This is a genomic window from Mesorhizobium sp. B2-6-2 (genome assembly GCF_006440615.1).
In the GTDB taxonomy this organism is placed as follows: Bacteria; Pseudomonadota; Alphaproteobacteria; order Rhizobiales; family Rhizobiaceae; genus Mesorhizobium.
Genome location: NZ_VFUG01000002.1, coordinates 280216 through 300138 on the forward strand (window position 1 = coordinate 280216; position 19923 = coordinate 300138).

General features: G+C 64.3%; 18 protein-coding genes. 2 read left to right on the forward strand and 16 right to left on the reverse strand.

Annotation, left to right across the window (positions count from 1 at the left end):
* Window positions 1-13 precede the first annotated feature (13 nt).
* Window positions 14-487, reverse strand: coding sequence for a MarR family transcriptional regulator (locus tag FJ419_RS06720; RefSeq protein ID WP_140688734.1), 474 nt, complete (start codon window positions 485-487; stop codon window positions 14-16).
* 62 nt (window positions 488-549) lie between these two features.
* Between FJ419_RS06720 and FJ419_RS06725 the strand changes: the two genes are divergently transcribed.
* On the forward strand, window positions 550-1275 hold the full coding sequence (locus tag FJ419_RS06725; protein WP_140688736.1) for an NAD(P)-dependent oxidoreductase: 726 nt from the start codon (window positions 550-552) through the stop codon (window positions 1273-1275).
* Between the two features lie 235 nt (window positions 1276-1510).
* Window positions 1511-3292, forward strand: a complete 1782-nt coding sequence (locus FJ419_RS06730) for a chloride channel protein (RefSeq protein WP_140688738.1) — start codon at window positions 1511-1513, stop codon at window positions 3290-3292.
* 136 nt (window positions 3293-3428) lie between these two features.
* On the opposite strand, the gene FJ419_RS06735 is transcribed toward FJ419_RS06730, so the two are convergent.
* The 15 genes from FJ419_RS06735 to FJ419_RS06805 all read right to left on the reverse strand — a co-directional run bounded on the left by FJ419_RS06735 (window position 3429) and on the right by FJ419_RS06805 (window position 19896).
* The gene (locus FJ419_RS06735; RefSeq protein ID WP_140688740.1) at window positions 3429-5399 is read right to left on the reverse strand and encodes a bifunctional diguanylate cyclase/phosphodiesterase; all 1971 of its coding nucleotides are present in this window, start codon (window positions 5397-5399) and stop codon (window positions 3429-3431) included.
* A gap of 16 nt (window positions 5400-5415) precedes the next feature.
* Window positions 5416-6015, reverse strand: coding sequence for a molybdopterin-dependent oxidoreductase (locus FJ419_RS06740; RefSeq protein ID WP_140688742.1), 600 nt, complete (start codon window positions 6013-6015; stop codon window positions 5416-5418).
* A 248-nt stretch (window positions 6016-6263) separates the two neighbouring features.
* Window positions 6264-7907 (reverse strand): MFS transporter, encoded by a 1644-nt coding sequence (locus tag FJ419_RS06745; protein ID WP_140688745.1) that lies wholly within the window; start codon window positions 7905-7907, stop codon window positions 6264-6266.
* A 150-nt stretch (window positions 7908-8057) separates the two neighbouring features.
* The gene (gene asnB, locus FJ419_RS06750) at window positions 8058-9923 is read right to left on the reverse strand and encodes an asparagine synthase (glutamine-hydrolyzing) (protein ID WP_140688748.1); all 1866 of its coding nucleotides are present in this window, start codon (window positions 9921-9923) and stop codon (window positions 8058-8060) included.
* Window positions 9924-10084: 161 nt separating this feature from the next.
* Complete coding sequence (fliQ, locus tag FJ419_RS06755) at window positions 10085-10351, reverse strand: flagellar biosynthesis protein FliQ (protein WP_095766361.1); 267 nt, start codon at window positions 10349-10351, stop codon at window positions 10085-10087.
* A 125-nt stretch (window positions 10352-10476) separates the two neighbouring features.
* Window positions 10477-10884 carry a flagellar hook assembly protein FlgD gene (gene flgD, locus FJ419_RS06760; protein ID WP_027165132.1) on the reverse strand — a complete coding sequence of 136 codons (408 nt, stop codon included), beginning with the start codon at window positions 10882-10884 and terminating at the stop codon, window positions 10477-10479.
* Between the two features lies 1 nt (window position 10885).
* Entirely contained in the window at window positions 10886-11323 is a 438-nt protein-coding gene (gene flbT, locus FJ419_RS06765; RefSeq protein ID WP_140542852.1) for a flagellar biosynthesis repressor FlbT, read from the reverse strand.
* Window positions 11320-11667, reverse strand: a complete 348-nt coding sequence (gene flaF / locus FJ419_RS06770) for a flagellar biosynthesis regulator FlaF (protein WP_040989989.1) — start codon at window positions 11665-11667, stop codon at window positions 11320-11322. Before flaF ends, flbT begins: the two co-directional genes overlap by 4 nt.
* 31 nt (window positions 11668-11698) lie before the next feature.
* On the reverse strand, window positions 11699-12748 hold the full coding sequence (locus FJ419_RS06775) for a flagellar hook-associated family protein (RefSeq protein WP_140688750.1): 1050 nt from the start codon (window positions 12746-12748) through the stop codon (window positions 11699-11701).
* A gap of 3 nt (window positions 12749-12751) precedes the next feature.
* Window positions 12752-14203, reverse strand: a complete 1452-nt coding sequence (gene flgK / locus FJ419_RS06780) for a flagellar hook-associated protein FlgK (protein WP_140688752.1) — start codon at window positions 14201-14203, stop codon at window positions 12752-12754.
* 29 nt (window positions 14204-14232) lie between these two features.
* Window positions 14233-15486, reverse strand: coding sequence for a flagellar hook protein FlgE (locus FJ419_RS06785; protein ID WP_140688754.1), 1254 nt, complete (start codon window positions 15484-15486; stop codon window positions 14233-14235).
* Between the two features lie 214 nt (window positions 15487-15700).
* Entirely contained in the window at window positions 15701-16369 is a 669-nt protein-coding gene (locus FJ419_RS06790; RefSeq protein WP_140688756.1) for a response regulator transcription factor, read from the reverse strand.
* A 221-nt stretch (window positions 16370-16590) separates the two neighbouring features.
* Complete coding sequence (locus FJ419_RS06795) at window positions 16591-17181, reverse strand: transglycosylase SLT domain-containing protein (RefSeq protein ID WP_140688758.1); 591 nt, start codon at window positions 17179-17181, stop codon at window positions 16591-16593.
* Entirely contained in the window at window positions 17111-18460 is a 1350-nt protein-coding gene (locus tag FJ419_RS06800) for a flagellar hook-length control protein FliK (RefSeq protein ID WP_140688760.1), read from the reverse strand. The genes FJ419_RS06795 and FJ419_RS06800 overlap by 71 nt, the downstream gene beginning before the upstream one ends.
* Window positions 18457-19896 carry a chemotaxis protein MotC gene (locus tag FJ419_RS06805; protein WP_140689326.1) on the reverse strand — a complete coding sequence of 480 codons (1440 nt, stop codon included), beginning with the start codon at window positions 19894-19896 and terminating at the stop codon, window positions 18457-18459. The genes FJ419_RS06800 and FJ419_RS06805 overlap by 4 nt, the downstream gene beginning before the upstream one ends.
* Window positions 19897-19923 lie beyond the last annotated feature (27 nt).

A 19923-nucleotide genomic window follows, 5' to 3' on the forward strand; every position in this document is an offset into this window, starting at 1 on the left:
TCGTCTGAGGTGTCTACAGCTGTGCCGCCTCAGCGGTCGCGACGGCGACCAGCCAGCGCCGCACGGCGCGTTCCTCCTCGGCGGAGAGGCCGGCGGTCAGCTCGCCCTCCAATTTATAAACCCGCTCGCGGCATTTCTTCAGCAGGGCGCGGCCGCTGTCCGAGAGGTCGAGATGCTGGATGCGGCCGTGGACGGCATGCGGCCGGCGGATAAGCGATCCGGCCTTTTCCAGATTGCCGACGATCACGCTCACCGTCTGCGGCGTCAGCACCGCGAGCCGGGCCAGATCGGCATTGGACAGGCCGGGATAGGCCGAGATCATGGTGAGGGCCGCGAACTGCGCCTGCGTCACGCCGAATTCATCCAGCGCCCTTTCCACCTTCAGACGATAGGCACCGGCCGCCTGGCGCAGCAGATAGCCCAGATAGCCTTGCTCGCCGCGCTTGCCTTCACCGGCGGACGGAATGGATGGGTTCCCCTTGCGCATGATGTCATAGCTCTTATATGTTGTTCGTACTCTGATATTATAGCAGCAAGGAGCGAGAGACGATGGGCCATCGTATTTTTCTTGCGGGCGCCTCGGGCGCTATCGGCCGCCGGCTGGTGCCGCAACTGGTGGCGGCAGGTCATCAGGTGACGGCGACGACGCGCCAGGAGGCAAAAGCCGCGGACCTGCGCAGGCTTGGCGCCGATCCGGTGGTGGTCGATGTATTTGATGCAACCGCTCTGCGCGCCGCCGTCGTGGCGGCGAAGCTTGAGATCGTCATCCACCAGCTCACAGACTTGCCGGCCGGGCTCGATCCATCCAAGATGGCTGAAGCAACTGTACGCAACGCTCGCATTCGCGACGAGGGAACCCGCAATCTCGTCGAGGCGGCGAAGGCGGCCGGTGCCAACCGGCTGATCGCGCAAAGCATCGCCTGGGTCTATGCACCGGGTGCAGAGCCGCATGCCGAGACAGATGCGCTGGACAGCAATGCGGTAGGCGGCCGCGCCGTGAGCGTCGGCGGCGTCATTGCGCTGGAGAAGCATGTGCTCGGCGCCTCGCCGATCACCGGCATCGTGCTGCGCTACGGCCATCTCTATGGACCGGGTACCGGTGCGGAAAGCGCCGCGGAGCCGGCCGTCCATGTCGACGCCGCCGCTTACGCCGCGCTGCTTGCCGTTGAACGGGACGCGCAGGGCGCCTTCAATGTCGCGGAGCCGAACCGCCATATCGCGACCGACAAGGCCGTCGGCGAGCTCGGCTGGCGCGCCGGCTTTCGCCTGGCATAATGAAGGAGTTGTCGTCGTGACCTTAGCTTCCCGAGACTGCTCGGCACCGCGCTGACCATTCTGGTGCCTGACTGAGTCTGTCTCCTTGGTCGCGGCGACACGTCTTTCGTAACGCTATTTGGCGCAACGCCAAAATGGCGCCACATGCGGTCGGCATTGCGATTGCCACGCAAAGCCGCCGCGCGTATCAGGCACGGCAGTTGTTTATCTTATCGCACACCGGCGAGCCGCTTCGTTGCCTGCCAGAAACGACCCACAAGTTTACGCCCGCCGGCTTCGCGCGGTGCTGATCAGCTCGATCCCCGTGCTCGAGGCGCGCGGCATCGTGATCGTGCTGATGGCCGGCATGGTCGGCGTCATCGCCGGCGCGCTGGTCACCGGCATGAGCGCCTTGGTGCAAGGCATGCATTACCTGCTGTTCGACGTGCAGCCGGGCGGCAGGCTTTCGGCGATGTTCTCGCTCGCCGATCCGGTGCAGGCGATGTTTCCGGCGATCGGCGGCCTGCTGCTCGGCCTTTCCGTCATCTGGCTCAGAAAGCGCAAGTTCCGCACACCTGTCGACCCGATCGAAGCCAACGCCCTCTATGGCGGGCGCATGTCGCTCACCGACACTTTCATCATCGTGGCGCAGACGATGATCTCAAGCGGCTTCGGCGCCTCGGTCGGGTTGGAAGCCGGCTATACGCAGATCGGCTCCGGCGTAGCTTCCCGACTTGCCCGCGCTTTCCGGCTGCGCCGCAACGATGTCCGCATGCTGGTCGGCTGCGGCGCGGCCGGTGCGATCGCCGCCGCCTTCGACGCGCCGCTGACCGGCGCCTTCTACGGTTTCGAGCTGGTCATCGGCATCTACTCCGTCGCCAATGTGGCGCCGGTGATGGCGGCGGCGATAGCCGCTTCGCTGACGGCGGAAATGTTCGGCGGCGTGCCGTTCCCGCTGGAACTTTCAGGTCTGCCGAATCTGACCGCCGGCGAGTATGTGCCGTTCCTGCTGCTGGGGCTGCTCGGCGGGGCTGCCTCGATCGCCATCATGCATCTGGTGAGCATCGTCGAGCGGCTCTTTGTGCGGTTGTCGATCGACGTGTCGGTCAGGCCGTTCATCGGCGGCATCTTCGTCGGCTTGCTCGGGCTGGTCACGCCGCAGGTACTCTCCAGCGGCCATGGCGCGCTGCACCGCGAGTTCGCCATGAATTATGCCCTTCCCGTGGTGGCGAGCGTCTTCGTGATGAAGCTGGCGGCCTCCGCCATCTCGCTCGGCTCGGGCTTCCGCGGCGGCCTGTTCTTCGCTTCGCTGTTCCTGGGAGCCTTGCTCGGCAAGGTCTTTGCCGGCGTCATGGCGCTGACCGCGCCGTCGGCCGGCGTCGACCCGGCGGTCGCCGCCGTCGTCGGCATGACCTCGCTTGCGGTGGGCGTCGTCGGCGGTCCGCTGACCATGACCTTCCTGGCGCTGGAATCCACCCGCGACCTGACGCTCACCGGCGTGGTGCTGGCCGCCTCGATCATGTCGGCGATCCTGGTGCGCGAGACCTTTGGCTACTCCTTCTCGACCTGGCGTTTCCACCTGCGCGGCGAAACGATCCGCAGCGCCCATGACGTCGGCTGGATGCGCAGCCTCACCGTTGGCTCGATGATGCGCAAGGACGTCCGCACCATCCCTGCCTCGACCACGCTCTCCGAATTCCGCAAGGAGGTGCCGCTCGGCTCCGGACAGCGCGTCATCGCCGTCGAGCAGGCCGACCAATATGTCGGCATGCTGCTGGTGCCGGAACTGCACAGCGATCGCTCCGATGGCGAAACGCCGGTGAGCACGCTCGCCCAATTCAAGGACGCGGTTCTGGTGCCGTCGATGAATGTCCAGACCGCGGCCGAGACCTTCCAGCGCACCGGGGCCGAAGAACTGGCGGTGGTCGAGGATTTCGACGAGCGCATCGTGCTCGGCCTGCTCACCGAGAGCCATCTGATGCGCCGCTATGCCGAAGAACTCGACAAGGCGCGGCGGGATCTTTCCGGCGAGGGCTAGACGCTAATTCGCGATTTTCTGGATCTGCTTGGCGACTACGGCGATCTCGCGGCAGGGATGGCCTCGAGCGCGTCGCGATCTCTCAGGCACTTGAGGCTTTCGATTACGCAAGCCTTTGTTCCAAAGGAGACATGCTTCAGGCGGAGAGATCCAGTCTGAACTTTGTCATACGTTTGGCGCCGCCGCGCTTTGCGGCGAGATAGTTTGTCATAAGTCTTTCCTCAACAGGCTCCGACATGAAGAACCCTTGAGCGCCGTAGCAACGCTCGCGGATCAGAAAGTCGAGTTGAGCTTCGTTCTCCACCCCTTCCGCGACAACCGTCAGCCCTAGCGAATTGGCCAATGCGATGATCCCTCGCACCACGTTCTGCTTCTTTGTTGAGGAAGCCAGGTCGTTCAGGAACGAACGATCGATCTTCAATTGATTCAAGTTGAAATCGGCAAGGTATCCGAAGCTTGCATAGCCCGACCCAAAATCGTCGAGGGCCAGGCTCACCCCGATGTCTCGAATCTTGCCGATACTCTCCAGGGCGTTGCGGCTGTTCTGGACAAATATCCCTTCCGTGATCTCCAGCTGCAGGCGCGACGGCGGCAATCCCGTTTGCTGCAAGACCTGCGTGAGATGCGTCAGATAGGCATCGGCCTGGAGGCTTTTTCCAGAGACGTTGACTGAACACACGAATTCCTCGGTGGAAACAGGCATCCACCGGGCGGCTTGGGCGCAAGCCTTGCCCAGAACGACCTTGTCGAGTTCCAATATCAGATCGCTTCGTTCCGCGATTGGAATAAACGATGCCGGCGGCCGAATTGCTCCCGAGACCGGATCGCGCCAGCGCACCAGCGCCTCGACGCCGATCATGCGGCCGGTCGCCAGCTCGAACTGGGGTTGCCAGACCAGAAAGAACTCGTCGCAATTGAGCGCCCGCTTGATGCCCGCTTCTTCACCAAGCTGCATGTCGATCTGACTGAGGATCGCAGGCGAGAACGTCACGAAACCGGACCGCCCTTCGGCCTTCGCCGTATAGAGAGCCCTATCGGCATTGCGCAGCAAGGTGGAAATGTCGGAGCCATGCTGAGGGAAACATGCCATCCCGATGCTTGCGCCAATGCGCACTTGGTGGCCCTCCAATTCGGTAAATCCGTTCAAGCGTTCGCGCAGGCGTTCGCCCAGATCGTCGTCGGCGTTCCGGTCGGCGATAGCCATGACGGCAAATTCGTCTCCGCCCAATCGCACGGCAGCCACGTCGCCCGCCCATTCGACCGACTCAAGGACCTCGGCAACTGCTTTCAGCAGCAAGTCCCCGACATGATGCCCGAAGGTGTCGTTCACGCTCTTGAAATGATCGAGGTCGACCAGGAGCAACTGAAGCTGTTTGCCGGTCTGCCTCGCGCGATCCAGCATGGCGTCCCTGTTGGCCGACATCCAGGCACGATTCTTCAGTCCGGTCGTTGCATCGCGCCAGGCAAGGAATTCCAGCTTGTCTATCGTTTCCCGGCGCCCGATGAACAGAACCGCCGTCCCGATCGCCAGCAGCGACAGAATCGTCAAGGCAAAGGCTATCTGATAATTGAACCTTTTCAGGCTGACTTCCGACGAATAGAGATCGGCGTTAACTTCCTCGCCATATTTGTAGTACTCGTCGTTCATTCGGCCGATGATCTGCTCAAGCTCCAGACCCAGTTCCTTCAAGCTTTTCTGATCGAGCGGAAGACCCGCCGCACTAACGGCGTCGAGCCGCTTTACCGCGTCGTTCACGCGCGGCACGATGCCTGCATAAGCCGGAATCGCGCTGATTGTTTCGCTGCCGTCGATGCGCTCGAAGCGAATGTAAACCAGGTCGTTTGCAGCGGACAGCCGATCAAGGCTCTCCTGAGCGTTGGGCGCTCCCTCGGCGAGCGAGATCATATCCCTCAGATGGGTCACGTCGCGGATCGCGATATGAAATTCGCGGATGGCGAAGAAGCCGAACCGGGGCAAAGAAGACTCGATCTTGCTGATGCTGACAAACAACATGACGATCAGTATCGCGGAACCGATCGCCGCCAGCCCTATGGCGCTGCCGTAGGTAAGCGGAATTTGCCAGCCTCTCAGGCGAGATCGCAGCATGGCGGTCGACAGCCGATCAGTTGCCGGACTCGAGCGACTTGATCAGCCAAATCCACCGCGGTTTGCGGATCGGCGTGTCGAAGGCCGGGTAGTCCTTGAGCGGGTAGATCAGGCGGGTCGGGCCTTGTGTTCGTCGGGTGAGCAATTCCCCGTCCTGGCGCGTCGCGAGAAGCAGGGGGCCTTCCGTCCAATCTTCGTGCGGAATTACCTGCACGTATTCGTCCGCTGCCCGCAGGGTGACGGAATCCCTGTCTTCCAATCCCATGGATTTGAGCATGTCCCGGAATAGAACGCCTTGAAACGTCAGTTGCCCTTCCTCGAAAGGACTTGTGGTAACGACCTTGTAAAGGCCGAGCTTTTCCAGCTGCCGCAATGTGACCGGGACCGACTTGCCGTCCTTCTGAAGGGTGAAAGCTACGGAGTCGGGCGGCTCCGGATAGCTGGCCGGTTCCAGCGCCCGTGCCGGCAGAGTGCCGGCCGCCAGGACAGCCAGCATCAGCAAGCTGCGCACGAGCGTTGGCGGACTTTTCCTTAGCAAGGATGACATATCGCAATCCCTTCCCGACCAGCAGACCAACAACGGGTCCTTGCCGTTCAACATCTTGCCGGCTGACAATCGATACTGCCGTTGAATGCTTAATTATTTGTCGGCTCCCGTCCCTGACCGCAGGACGGTGGGAACCCGCGTTCCCCACTTGCCATCACAAGCCGTTGTTCATGGGATCCGACTTGATCGATTTTTCGGAAGGGCGAATGGCGCATCCACGAGACCACGCGCAAGCTCTACATGATCCAGAGTGCCGGCTGATCCTTGATCCTTCGGCGCATGTCGTTTGCCTGAAGCACGCTTCGGGCGACGTGCCGTCAGTGATCGATCGGCCCCTTCGGCGAGACAAGCGTCGTGCCGGCGGTGGTCGGACGCTCGATCATGCGGCGCACGCGCGGCGGGTTCTCGCCGCTGTGCAGCGCGCGGATGCGTTCGCCGACCACGGCGTCGGCGTGGGTGGCGCGTCGGTTGTGGCGGACATACTCGACCCAGGTCGGCGTGTGGTAGTGCTCGATCCACACCGCCGGATTTTCGAGGTCGCGGGCCAAAGTCCAGTTGCGGGCGCCGTCACGGCGGCGGATGCGGCCGCGCTCGGCCATGGTCGCCAGGAATTCCGGTACGTCCTGCTCGCGGATGATGTACTCGATCATGATGGCGATCGGGCCGCTGCGCGGCTTGAGATCGAGCGCCAGCATCGGCTCCTTGAAGCGGTTGAGCGGATCGAGGTTGAGCACCGTCTGCCGCGGCAGCGGCAGGACGAAGCCGATGGCGCCGCCGGCGAGCATCGCGACCGCCGCAGCGGCCAGCGCGGTCTCCGCCCCATGCGCGTCGGCGACGACACCCCAGATCCAGCTGCCCAGCGCGATGCCGCCGAAGGTCGCCGTCTGGTAGATCGACAGCACGCGGCCGACCACCCAGCGCGGCGTCGACATCTGCACCGTGACGTTGAAATGCGAGAGCGCGATCACCCAGCAGGCGCCACCGATGAGCAGGCCCGCCGATGTCTGCCAGGCATTGTGGCTGACTGCGGCGTTGAAGGCGCATAGCGCGAAGCCGCTAAAGGCCGTGCGCACCATCGTCTCGCTGGACAGCAGCTGCCGCAGCCGCACGCTGATCAGCGCGCCGCCAACCGCGCCGATGCCGAAGGCGCCGAGCATGATGCCGTAGGTCAGCGCATCGCCCTTGACGACGTCGCGCGCCACCAGGGGAAGAAGCGCCAGCACCGCGCCGGCGCTGAAGCCGAAGGCCGAGCCGCGGACCAGCACCTTGGCGATGTTGGGCGACATGGCGACATAGCGCAGGCCGGCGCCCATCGCCGCGCCAAGCGACTCGCGCGGCAGGGTTTGCTCGGGCAGCGCCGGCTTCCAGCGGGCGAGCACGACGATCAGGCCGACATAGCTGACGGCGTTGGCGGCGAAGGCGGCCGCCGCACCCGCGGCAGCGACTATGACGCCGCCGATCGCCGGGCCGACGCTGCGGGTGATGTTGAAGCCTAGCGAATTGAGCGCGACCGCCGCCGGCACCTTGGCGCGCGGCACCATGTCGCCGACCGAGGCCTGCCATGAGGGGCTGTTCAGCGCCGTGCCGCTGTCGATCAAGAAGGTGAAGGCAAGCAGCGTCCACGGCGTCATCCAGCCTTGCCAGGTGAACAAGGTCAGCAGCGCCGAGACGACCAGCATGAAGGTCTGCGCCACCAGCATCACCTTGCGGCGGTTGAAGCTGTCGGCGATGGCGCCGGCAACGAGCGCGAACAGCATGATCGGCAAGGTGGTCGAGGCCTGGACCAGCGCCACCTGGTAGGGCGAGGTGGCGATCGTGGTCATCATCCAGGCGGCGCCGACGCCCTGGATCAGGCCGCCGAAATTCGACACCAGGCTGGCCGACCAGACGGCGCGGAAGATGCCGTGCCGGAACGGCGCCAGCGCGGAGACGCGTTCGCTTTCCGGCTCGTCGTCGATCATGGTTGCGCCTTCGTTCGCTATAGAGGCTCGCCGCGCCCGCGGAGGCGGGCGACTCGCCAAAGAGTGCGACCCAACAATAGGATGGCAAAGGCGAAAATGCGTCGGCGAAGCTTTAAGCCAAGCATCTCGGCCGTCTGGACCAACTTTGGGTTATTTCGCCCCTCTCTCCTCGGCATGCAGGGCCTCGGTCAACGCGCCTGTTGTCTCGCCATTCATGTAAAGCCTGAGCAGCATTTCCATGCCGACGAGACGCAGGCGCGACGTTTCCTGGCTCCTTGCCATGTCGATCAAGTCGTCCAGTTCGGAAGCAGACCATTTCATCGCGTCGCGCAGCAGGCCACCGCGCAGCAGACCCTGCGTGCCGGCCGAAAAAGCTGCATCCATCTCGAAGCCGTTCTTTGCGGCGCGAATGTTTTCACGCGGCAGATGGCGTTCGGCGACCTTCTTGAGCAGCCACTTGCCGGTCCCGTCGCGATATTTCTGCCGGCGCGGCAGGTGAAGGGCGAAGTCGATCAGCCGGTTCTCGAGGAACGGCACCCTGAGCTCGACGGACGCCGCCATGCTCAACCGGTCGTGCCGGTGCAGCAGGTCCTGCAGATGCGAGTAGAGGTCGTAAAGGCAGCTTGCCAGGAAGGCGCGATCGCCGGGCGGCGCGACGCCGTCCAGCCTGTCGAACAGCTTGGTCTGCAGGAAGTTCAGCTCGGGCGACAGGGCTCTGAGCGCCATGGCGCGGTCCGTCGGCGAGCCGCGACCGATCGAGTTGCGGAACGGGGCGCGGCGCAATTCAGCGAATTTGCGGTCACGCCCGGCCTTCGACCGGAACAGGCGCTGCAGCCAGGACTGGCGCCAGAGCCTGATCGTCGATGCCTGCCATTTGTAGCCGCCGAAAAGCTCGTCGGAACCTTCGCCGGTCAGCAGCACCTTGATGCCGTCGGCGCGGCACTGCTCGGCAAGCGCCAGCAGCGCCGCGTGGCTGGCATGCCAGCCGTCGGTCTCGAGATGCCAGACCGCGCGCGGCCAGAGCTCGAGGAACCGGTCCTTGTCCAAAGGCACCCGGCGCAGGCTGACGCCGATATGCCGACCGGTCCGCTCGGCATCCTCGGCCTCGCTGCGGCCGAGCTTCGGGTCGACGATGTAGCCGTGCATCTCAGGCCTGAAGCGTTTGGCAAGCGCGGTGATCAGGCCGGAATCGATGCCGCCGCTGCAGGCGGCGGCAAGGCTGGCATCGGCGATGCAATGCAGCTCGACACTCTCCTCGAGCAGCGTCTGGAGCGTTGCCATATGTTCGGCGTCGGATGTCTTGTCGCTGGCGATGCGCGCGGTCTCGAGGACGTCGAGGACATGCCAGAAGCGGCGCTTCTCGATGCCCTCCGCCGTGATCCTCCAGAGGCCGGACGGCGGCAGCCGCTCGATGCCGTCGAAGACGCTATAGCTCGAATCGCGGCTCTGCCAGGCCAGCCGCAGCGTCAGCTCGCGCGTGTCGATCCGGCGGGCAAAGTCGTGGCAGGCGAGGATCGCCTTGTCCTCTGAGGCGAACAGCAGGCGGTCGCCGGTCTCGGCGACCGACATCGGTTTGATGCCCAGCCTGTCCCTGGCAAGCCACAAGGCGCCGGCGCGGGAATCGAAATAGGCGAAGGAGAACATGCCGTCGAACAACGGCACCGCCTTTTGCGGGCCCCAGTGATGCAGGGCCTGAAGCACCACCTCGGTGTCGGACACCGTGCGGAACGTCAGGCCTTCCGCCTCCAGCGACCTGCGCAGCGCGCGAAAATTATAGACCTCGCCATTGTAGCACAGCACACCGTCGCCGGACGCGGTCAACATCGGCTCGCGCGCGGCGGGCGATGGGTCGATGATGGCCAGCCGCCGGTGGCCGAGCGCCAGGCGGGCGTCGTTCCAGTTGCCGTGATCGTCGGGACCGCGATGCGCCAGTGCCTGCATCATGCGCGCGACGTCGCGACGATCGCCGCTGCCGATCGGATCGCGCTTTCGCCAGACGCCGGCTATTGCGCACATGGCCCGCCGGCCGTTCCTGCCTGATGCATCGCTTCCTGAAAGTGGCTTAGGACAAGGACACCGGCCGATGCCGGCGCGGCTTACAATCTAGCTGCTACAGATGCCGCCGCAAGAGATCATCCGGGTCGGGGCGGAGGCCACCCGACGCTCGCCGCCTTGCGTCAGAAGCCGTGCTCGATGCGCTCGAAGATGACGTTGGTGAAGGCCGAGATCTGGCCGCCGATGAAAGGGCCGGTCAGCGCCACCACGAGCATGATGGCGACGATCTTCGGCACGAAGGTCAGCGTGATTTCCTGAATCTGGGTCAACGCCTGGATGAGCGCGATGCCGATGCCGACGACCATCGCCACCAGCACCACGGGGGCGGAAGCGGTAAGAACCGTCCACACGGCGTACTGGACGATATCGAGGGCATCGGCCTCGTTCATGGCTGACCCTTATGCGAACCGGCTAAAGCAGGTCGCGTGAAGAAAGTTTCACGCGACCTGCTTTAGGTTTTTTGATTTTAAGCATGTCTTTGTCCCGAAACCGGACCCGCTTTCGGGAGACATGCTCAGGCGGCCGGCTTGATCGATACGCCCGCGCCGACAGGGACCTGGGTGCCGTCCTGCAGCACGGCGATCAGGCCGCTGCTGGAGAGCGTCACCGAAGCCACTGTTCCGGTTGTTTTGCCGTCGGCCGAGGTGATCGAGCGGCCGATCAGCGCATCGGCCTGCGACAATGCCGAGGACTGCATGATCTGGTCGAGCTTGGTGTTGGTCTGCACCGACTGCTCGACCTGGGAGAAGGTGGCGAGCTGCGCGACATATTGCGTGGAATCCATCGGCTTGGTCGGATCCTGGTTCTTCATCTCGGCGATCAGGAGCTTCAGGAACGACTGGTAGTCCACGGCTGTCTTCGAAGTCTGCTGGCTGGCCTGGTTGGCGCCAACCGGGATCGTTGTCGTCATGTCCACGGCCATCTTATGCTCCTACAGCCAGTGCGCGCGGCGTTTGGGGGATGTCGTCATTGTCTTCGAGCACCCTGCGCTCGAGCGGATAGAGCGCGCGGATCGCTTTCAGCGCCTCATAGATCTCATCCTCGCCGACCATCCGGTCGATCTGCTTCAGGCCCTTGCAGATGTCCTGGTTGTCGAAGCTTGCGATCAGCATCGGCAGTGAGCGGCGGAACATCTCGCGCGCCTCGGGGGCGCCGAGCGGGTTGATCAGCATGATCTGCACGATGAAATAAAGCTGCCTGAGCGGCGTCGAGGCCTGATCGGCCTGGATGACGTGGCTTTCGAGCAGGAACTGCACGTCGTTCATCAGCTCGATGGTGACCTTGCGGTCGACGCGGATGACCGCGCCGTTGATATAGATCTTCTCGTTGGGCTTTAGCGAGATCTTCAGCGTGTTGGTCATTGAATGCCGTCTCGGATGATCTGGGAGACCTCGATCAGTCCTTCGAAATTGTTGGTGCGGCCCTGGCGGATGTCTTCCGTCTCGCGCAGCAGCCATAGGCCGATCGAGATCAGGTTGGCGCGCAGCTCCTTGGGCAGGGCGTTGTCGCTGGAGCCGAGATCCTCGACGAAGGTGGTCCAGATGCGGTTGGTGAAATGCAGCGCCTCGACGGCTTCCATCGACTCGGTGCCAACGGCTGCTGCCGCTGCCAGCATGTCGATCGAACGGGTGAGCAATTGCCGCTCGCGGTCCTTGGCATCGGCGACGGAGTCGGTCTGGATGTCGGCGTAGGAGAATTGATACATCGTCGGCGCTCTGGCGTTCCGGTTTACGTGTTCAAGTCAGATAGTTCAGCAGGCTGAGCTGCTGCAGACGCGCGGTCAAGGCGAAGGAGGTCTCGATATGCTGCGTCAGGTCGGCGACCCGGGTAGCGGCTTCCGCGGGATCGACGCCTTCGAGATCGACGATATGCTTCTCGAACAGGTCGACCTGGGTTTTCATGCGGTCGCTGGCATCGGATACGCGCTGCTGGGCAAGGCCCGTTTCGGCCCGCACCTGGGTAATGCCGCCGATGGCTTCGCCGACCAGCGCCTGCGCGCGGCTGACGACCGCGTTCTGGGCGGCCTCGCTGATGCTGCCGGTAAGCAGGCTGCTGACCATGGCGGATGCCATGGCGAGCTTGCGGATACCCTGTTCGTTGGCGCTGACCGAGGTCTGGGTGGTTTCGTTGAGCGAGATACGGCTGGTGATCTGCTCATCGGTGGCGCTCGACCAGTTGGCCTGCCAGCCGGCGCCCAGGAATTGCGGCTCGACCTTGGTGGTGATGAAGTCGTCCATCTGCGTGGCGGTGATGTTGGCCGCCGCCGGGGCGGTCTGGACAAAGCCGAAATAGCTCGAGAAGGCGGCATCGAAGGCGGCCTTGGCCGGCGAGCCCGTGGCGTTGAAATCGTCGATCGGCTTGACGTCGGTGTTGGTGCCGGCAAACAGATATTCGCCGTTGACGCTGGTGTTCAAAATACCCGTCATCTGCTGCAGCGCCGAGGCGCCGGCGGTCCGCAGGATGCTGGTCGAGGAGTCGCCCGACACGCCGCTGGTCAGCGCCGACAGGAAGCTCTGCGCGGCGCCGGCGATCTGGCCGAGCGAATCCTGGGTCGATGTCAGGCGCGCGGTGACGAGCGCGTTGGAATCGACGATGCCGTTCAGCCGGTCGAGGTCGCGCTGGAAGGTGACGGCCTGGGTCGTGCGCCCGCCAAGCGCCAGACCGACATCCGCGACCTTGCCGGTCGTGGATTCCGTCGTCGCCTTCACAAGGTCCGCCTGCATTTTTGCTTGCTGGTAACGCAGAGCGTTGGAGATGGCGGCTGAGGAAACGGCTGTCGCTTTCATGAATTATCCTACCGCGTTCATCAAGGCGTCCAGCATGTCGCTCACGGTCTTCATCATATGCGCCGAGGCTTGATAGGTGTGCTCGAGATCGAGAAGCAGGGACATCTCCTGGTCGACATTGACCCCGGTATCGTTGGACAGCGCCTCGGCCGTTCGCGCTGCCAGCGCCTGCTTGCTGTCGGCATTGGTCGAGGCCTGCTGGCGCACGCCTTCGAACCAGCCGATGGCATTGGCCGCGTAGTCGGAGACGCCGGAGCTGACGGCGATGCCGGCCGAGGCATCGAAGGCCATCGGCTGATCGAGCTTGTTGCCGTAGCTGATCAGAAGGTCCGAATAGGATGCGCCGCCGGTGTTGACGACATAGGCCACGCCGTTGGCGCCGCCGTCGCGCAACAGCGCGGGATTGCCGCCGGCGCTCGGATCGAAGGCGGCGTTGACGCCGATCGATCCGGCGAGGCCGTCGACCAGGGTGCCGGCGGCCGGTATTGCCGGGGCGCCGGACCAGGTGAACAGGCCGGCCGCATCGGGCTGCGATGGCGCGGTTTCGGCAAATGCCGTGACAAGGCCGCGCGCGATCTCGTCGAGCTGGCTCTGCATGGTCGAAGCGACGCCGTCGCGCAGCTTCAGCAGGCCCGCAAGCTTGCCGTCGGCGGTGGCGTTGTCGCCGGTGCCGGCCGAGACTGGCACGTTGTCGATGTAGATTGTGTTGCCGGGCGTGCCGGCCGAATAGCCGGCCGACGGCGCGAAGGTCACCGAGCGCGGCACGGTCTCGAACAGCGTCGTGCCGTCCTTGGTGGTGACGACCATGTCGTTGTCGCCGCGCGTAAAGGTCGATACCGGGACATATTCCGATATCTTCTTCAGGAGGGCGTCGCGCTGATCGAGCGCGTCGGACACGTCGGTGCCAGATCGCGTGCCGGAGATGACGGCCTTGTTGGCATCCTGGAACTGGCCGAGCAGGGAGTTGAGGTCGTCGACGGCGGTGGCGATCTGGCTGTCGGCCTGGGTGCGGAAGTCCTGGATCGCCTTGGTGCCGCTGTTGAGGGAATTCACCACCTGCTTGGCGGCATCGATGACGCTGGTGCCGAGGTTCTGGTTCGATGGCGTCGTGGCGTAGAGCTGCAACTGCTGCTGCAGCTTGGCGATCGCCGTCGAGGGGGACGACGCGTTGTCGACCCCGTTGACCGACAGTTCGAGCTGATCCATGCCGTTGTAGAGTGCGCTCTGGCCGCTCCATGCCGACAGCGCCGAAAGGTTCTGGCGGAACAGGAGCTCGTTCGCGGCGCGTTGGATTTCCACCGCCCGGGCGCCCGGCGCCGTGCTGGTCACCACGGCGATGCGGCGGGTATAGTCAGGATTCGACGCGTCGGCCACATTGCGCGATACGACGCTGGTCTGCTTGGACGTGGCCAGGAGCGCCGATTGGGCAATGCTTAGTGCGGAGGAAAGCGACATGCTGATCTTTCACGGGCGGCGCCCGTCGTTTATCTCTTCAGGTTGACGAGGACGTCCATCAGGTCCGAGCCGGTCTGGAAGACCTTGGAATTGGCGGTGTAGCTGCGCTGCGCCGCAATCATGTTGGTCAGTTCTTCGGCGATATCGACGTTGGAGTTTTCAAGCGCCCCGGAGACGATGGAGCCGAGCTTGCCCTCATTGGCAAAGCCGATGTGGACGGCGCCGGAGTCGGTGCTCTGCACATAGACGTTGCCGGGCATCGCGGTGAGGTTGTCGGGGCTCTGAACGTCGGCAAGCGGGATCTTGTAAAGCGCCTTGGTCGAGCCGTCCGCGAACTGAGCGTAGATGACGCCGTCCTGGCCGATCTGGACCTTCTGGATGGAGCTCGGCGCGTTGCCGTTGACCTTGGCGTCGGCGACGGTGAAGCCGGTGCCGAGCTGGGTCAGCTTGGAGAGATCGAGGTTGAGGGTCTGGCCGCCCGGAACGGTGAAGGAGACGCCCGTGGTCGCGCCGGTGAGCTTGCCTGTCGTGGTGTCGAAGGTGAGGTTGGCCGATCCCAGCGAGCCGCCGGCATAGGGGAAGGACGTGCCGGGGGTCGCCTTCGACTGATCGAAGACCGAGACTTCCCATGTTCCGGTGCCGGTGTTGGTGAAATAGACGTCGAGCAGCTTCTTGTTGCCGAGATTGTCATAGGCGACCAGCGAGGTTTTCGACGTGTACTCGGCGGTCGCGTTATTGCTGGACGGCAGCGGGCCGGAGGGCGGCGTCGCGCCCGCGGGCAGATTGCCGGAGAACAGGCCCTCGGTGCTCGGCGTCGCCGTCATTTGCTGATCGGAGATCTGCACCGGCACGAGACCCTCGAAGCCGTTGGCGGTCGCTGCCGGATCGCCATTGGCGTAGTCGTAGGCCATGAGCTGGTAGCCCGCGGCATTGACCAGCCGGCCCTGCGCATCCGGGACGAAGGAACCGGCGCGGGTGAGATAGGGCGTGCCGCCGGCATCCTGGACGACGAAGAAGCCGTCGCCGTTGACGGCAAGGTCGGACACCGAGGTGGTGTAGGTCATGACGCCTTGCGTGCCGACGGCCGAGCGGATCGTGGTGGTCACGCCACCGGAATTATAGGCGCCGCCGGTGCCGGGCATGATCAGTGACGAGAACTCGGCCGAAGAGCGCTTGTAGCCGGTGGTGTCGGAGTTGGCGATGTTGTCGGCCACCGCGGAGAGGCGGTTGGCCTGCGCGTTCATACCGGAAACGCCGGTCCGCATCATTCCGTAGAGGCTCATCGATACATCTCCGCATTGCCCGGGTAGGAGGCCATAAAATTATGCCTCGTGTCTTGCGCGAGGCTGGCGCGCGATGGGCCTAGACGGTGATGGCGCTTCGTTGAATCGCCATCACGCTCTGACTCTTTGTTGGAGCATGATCTTTGTCCGAAAACAGGTTCCCACTTTTTGCTTTCGCTGACCTTCGGTTCGGGATCATGCTCGAGGGCGGCCATCAAAACACCAGCCGGTAGCCGAGGAACCGCTTGGAATCGATCGGATCGTGACCGAGCTTCTCGCGCAGCTTCTTGCGCAGCTTCGAGATGTGACTCTCCACCACGTTCTCCTCGACCTCCTCGTCGAAGATGCCGTAGATGGCGTTGAAGACCTGGGTCTTGGTCACGCGCCGGCCGCGGTTGCCGGCCAGATATTCCAGGATGCGCCGCTCGCGGCGCGGCAGCGGCAGCGGCTCGCCGTTGATCTCCGGATCGCGGCCGTCCATGAAGATCCGCATCGACCCGACCTCGGTATAGGCGGCCTCTTCGGAGCCGCGGCGGCGAATGGCGGTGATGCGGGCGAGAATCTCGCGGATATGTACCGGCTTGCGAACGACGTCGTCGACGCCGCTTTCGAACAGCCGCAGCGTGTGCTCGAGCGAGTGATGTTCGCTCAGCGCGATCACCGGCGCGCCGGTGCGGTCGCGGATCTGGCGCGGCGATATCGCGCCTTCGCGGCAGTCGCCGATCAGAAAGGCCCTGACGGATCTGAGATCGGCGTCGGCGGCGGAACTCACCCACTCGCCGAATTCGCCCGGCGCGAAGCCGGCAGTGGCCACTCCCTCGCGATCGAAAAGTGAAGAGTAGCCCTCTGTCACGAGCTCTCGCTCGTCAACGATCACGATCATCGGCCCGCCCTCCGAATCATTTCACTTGCCCCGTGCGGAAAGGGGTACCCGGCTCGATGAATCCTGAAAAACCATCATTTCTTGTAGCTATTTTCTTGGGAGTTTTTTTGGGAACCGTAATAAAAGCGGTTGCGCTGGTGTATTCGCGCCAGCTGCTGACTGACGAATATCGGCGCCGGCGGATAGGCTGGCGAAGGTCGGCCGGCTCTCAGGTCCAACAACTACTGGTTGCAGAAAGTGCTGGCATTCGGCGTCCATTTGCCGAAGCCGGTGGCGACCATGTTGGCGATGACGCGGCAGACATAAACCTTCTGCGCCGGGTCGTTGTCGGGGCCGGCATGATAGCGGGCGACGGCCATCGACCAGGTCATGTGCCGGGCATGCAGGCTGACCAGGAAGCGCGCCGCGTAGTCGACATTCCGATGCGGGTCGAGCATATCCTCGACGCTGCGGAACTGCGCGCCGTGATAGCGATGGTTTATCTGCATGCAGCCGAGATCGATCAGCGTCTTGCCCTCGCGACGCGCAATCTTGAATGCGGCGAGCGCTTCGCCGCGACTGCGAGGAAACACGGCTTTTCCTTCTATATTCAAGGCATTAGGCTGAAGACTACCCTTCTTTCCGGTCTCGGTCAGGCCGACGGCGTACAGGATTCCGGCGGGCACTCCGTAGCGATCGGCGGCGCGCAGGATCTCCGGCTCGCAGGGATTGGCTGCGGCGCTGGCCGGGCCGGCAGCGAAACTAGATATACATATCGTCGTCAGCACGCTCGCGAAGAGGCGAAGCGGCTCGACCGAATTCCTGTGCGCCATCGCCATTGTTCCTTCCCGGTTGCCGGCCGCCGCCCGCGCCGTGGCCGCCCGAGTTCCCAGGCTGGAACGAAGGCTGGTCGCGGCCTGTCGACATCGGCATGGCGCTGGTTGCGTCGGCGTGGCTGGCCGCATGCGTCGCTATCGAGGGTTGCAGGATGGTGACCTTGTCGACGTCGAAGCCGAGGCTGCGCATCGACTTGACGACGGCGTCGCTGTCGGCGGTGAGACGGCGGTATGCCTCGTGTGTCTCGGGCTTCATCTCAATCGAAAGTCGCTCCCCCGAGAGCCGCAGGCTGGCGACAACCGATCCGAGCTCCGAAGGGTGCAGCTCGATCTTCAGCACATGTGTCGGAACGGCAACAGAATTGGTCGTCTGGGAGCCCGTCGAGGCGCTTGCAAAGGCTTGCTGGACGCCATTGTCGGAGGCAAGCCCTTCAACCAGCGCCGATGCCGTCTGGCCGATCGGGTTTTGCGCCGGCGCCGGGAAGCTCTGCTGGCTGACGACCTCCATGCGTCCGGCGGAAGAAGACGGCTTGCCCGGAGCCTGCTGCGCGGCCGACTGCGATTGCAGCGAAGCCTTGGATGCGGAAGCCGGCTGCCAGCCTTGCGGCGGCAACGGGGTGTCGGCCGCCGGCTCATCCCCTTGCACCGGCAAGGCATCGGCATCACGCCGGCCCGGCATATCGAGAGCCATTTGCGCCTTCACCGGCTTCTGCCCAAAATCGGGCCCGGAATCGTCCGCTGCCGTCGAACGGGTGGATCGCGACAGCGGCTCGGCGGAACTGCCGACCGCCGCGCGCTTGCCGGCGCGCAGCCGAAGTTCCAGCGATCCGTGGTCGCCGGCGGCTTCTTCACCGTCAGCGCCGCCCGCGCCTGACGATTGCGCGAAATGCTTCATGTCGCCTAGCGCTATCAGCAATGGCAAGCGGTCCTGCAGCGGTGTGGAGTCGTCGGATTGCGCCGCGGTATCCTTATCCGTGGTCTGCTTCGCGGATAAGGATTGCCCGTTGGTCTTCGCGGACTTTCCCGTCGCCTTCTGCGGACCGGTTTTCCCGTGCGGGTCCTGGTCCGGCTCATGCTTGCCGACATTGGTCGGCAAGCGCCTTGGCGGATGCGCGTCCGGCATCACCGGTCCGGTCGCGTGCTTGTCCTGTGGGCTCTCGGTCCCATGCACCATCTTGCCGAAATTCTGATCCCCATCCTTGCCGCCGGCAGTGTGCTGCCGGGGCTGGGACTGTGTCGAAGCAAAGCCCGGCAAGGTCGGGTTGACGCTGGTCATTTTGGGGCTGCTCCGAGGAGTTGGTCGATCTGGTCGAGCTGATGCCGCGTGCTGGTCACCGCCGCATCGATCGGGTCTTGTGCAACGGGCGTCGCCGGCGCGGATGCCTGTACCACCGGCGCGCCGCCGGTCGGAGCCAGAGCGGCCGCCGGGGTTTCAGCTGATGCTTGCGCCGGCCGCTGCACAGACGGGGGCGAAGCGGCGGGCGGCATGTCTTTCGCCTGATCACTCGCCGCGACCGGCGGATCGCCCACCGCGACCGCTGGATCGCGTGCCGCGACCGGTGGCTGCTCGGGCATTGCTCCTTCCACGGGAGGCAAGTCCGCATTGGCCGGGTCGGCTGAGGCCTCGGTCGCGGATTTCCCTCCGTCGCCTCTTGCAATGATTGTCGGTGCGGCTTCGGCACTTGCGGGCGCTTTCACCGGCGCCATCACTTCGCCCGCCACGGCCTGCGCGGCGTCGAGCAGGTCGCGGTCGCTTTGCGAAAGCTTGCCGCGATCGATCTTGCCGAGCTTGGCGCGCACTTCATCGACACTGGCCGATGTCATGGTGGAAAGGCTCGAATAGAGCTGAGTGCGCGGGTCGTCCCGGTTGCCGTTGCCGTTGCGGCCCAGCTCGGCCTTCGCCGAGGCGAAAGCCGAGAGCTCCGTCATCCCGTCGATCGCGGCACGGCGCGCGATGCGCAGGTAGATCACTGTTTCGCGCTCGGGATCCATCATCGAGGTGATGTCGGCGATCTTGTCCTGGCTGATCGCCATGTGCAGCGTGATGACGCCGGAAACAAAGGCATCGGCGAACTGGCTGGCGTAAGGCGAATAAAGGTAGGACGCGACGTACTGGGTCGAAGCCAGCGCGAAACGGGCGGCGTCGCCCTGCGCGGCCGCGATGCCCACGGAGCGGCGAAGCGCCGCCTCCTCGACCAGCGTGCCGGGGCTGAGCAGGCGCGCCTCGTCGAGCAGGTTCAGCGCTGCCGCAGGATCATCGGTCGCAAGCAGCGAGCCCTTTACCAGCGCCAGGAAGGCGCCGAGGTCGGCGGGCACGCCCATCGGATCGATCGGCTTCAGCATTTCGATCGCCTCGGCCGGCCGGCCGCTCAGATAGGCGACGACGCCTTTGGCGATGGCCAAGCTTTGCGGATCGGTTGCCGCGCGCGAAGCCGCCGCCGCGACCGTCACCGGGTTGCCGCCGCTCATGCCGTAGACGAGCAAAGCGCGGAAGTTCTTCGGCTCCTTGAAATCCTCGGCATCGGCATTGCGCATCCGGGCGTCGATCATTTCGAGGAGTTTTGCCTGCATCGGCAGCGCAGCATGATCGCCGCCGGCAATGCGATCCTGGATCAGCTGCAGCGAACGCACCAGCTGATAGGGTTGCAGGGCGTCCTGCGCGAAGGCCGCCGATGACGGCCCGGCGACGAACAGCGCCAGCGCCAGCGCCATCCCAGGAAAAGCGTGACGCGGCTTTCC

Excerpts from the sequence above, each read along its gene's own strand:
- FJ419_RS06725 (WP_140688736.1), top strand. The coding sequence starts at position 550 with ATGGGCCATCGTATTTTTCTTGCGGGCGCCTCGGGCGCTATCGGCCGC.
- FJ419_RS06785 (WP_140688754.1), bottom strand. The coding sequence starts at position 15,486 with ATGAGCCTCTACGGAATGATGCGGACCGGCGTTTCCGGTATGAACGCG.
- FJ419_RS06720 (WP_140688734.1), bottom strand. The coding sequence starts at position 487 with ATGCGCAAGGGGAACCCATCCATTCCGTCCGCCGGTGAAGGCAAGCGC.
- FJ419_RS06735 (WP_140688740.1), bottom strand. The coding sequence starts at position 5,399 with ATGCTGCGATCTCGCCTGAGAGGCTGGCAAATTCCGCTTACCTACGGC.
- FJ419_RS06775 (WP_140688750.1), bottom strand. The coding sequence starts at position 12,748 with ATGAAAGCGACAGCCGTTTCCTCAGCCGCCATCTCCAACGCTCTGCGT.
- flgD (WP_027165132.1), bottom strand. The coding sequence starts at position 10,884 with ATGGCCGTGGACATGACGACAACGATCCCGGTTGGCGCCAACCAGGCC.
- FJ419_RS06800 (WP_140688760.1), bottom strand. The coding sequence starts at position 18,460 with ATGACCAGCGTCAACCCGACCTTGCCGGGCTTTGCTTCGACACAGTCC.
- FJ419_RS06805 (WP_140689326.1), bottom strand. The coding sequence starts at position 19,896 with ATGGCGCTGGCGCTGGCGCTGTTCGTCGCCGGGCCGTCATCGGCGGCC.
- flaF (WP_040989989.1), bottom strand. The coding sequence starts at position 11,667 with ATGTATCAATTCTCCTACGCCGACATCCAGACCGACTCCGTCGCCGAT.
- flgK (WP_140688752.1), bottom strand. The coding sequence starts at position 14,203 with ATGTCGCTTTCCTCCGCACTAAGCATTGCCCAATCGGCGCTCCTGGCC.
- asnB (WP_140688748.1), bottom strand. The coding sequence starts at position 9,923 with ATGTGCGCAATAGCCGGCGTCTGGCGAAAGCGCGATCCGATCGGCAGC.
- FJ419_RS06790 (WP_140688756.1), bottom strand. The coding sequence starts at position 16,369 with ATGATCGTGATCGTTGACGAGCGAGAGCTCGTGACAGAGGGCTACTCT.
- fliQ (WP_095766361.1), bottom strand. The coding sequence starts at position 10,351 with ATGAACGAGGCCGATGCCCTCGATATCGTCCAGTACGCCGTGTGGACG.
- FJ419_RS06795 (WP_140688758.1), bottom strand. The coding sequence starts at position 17,181 with ATGGCGCACAGGAATTCGGTCGAGCCGCTTCGCCTCTTCGCGAGCGTG.
- FJ419_RS06745 (WP_140688745.1), bottom strand. The coding sequence starts at position 7,907 with ATGATCGACGACGAGCCGGAAAGCGAACGCGTCTCCGCGCTGGCGCCG.
- flbT (WP_140542852.1), bottom strand. The coding sequence starts at position 11,323 with ATGACCAACACGCTGAAGATCTCGCTAAAGCCCAACGAGAAGATCTAT.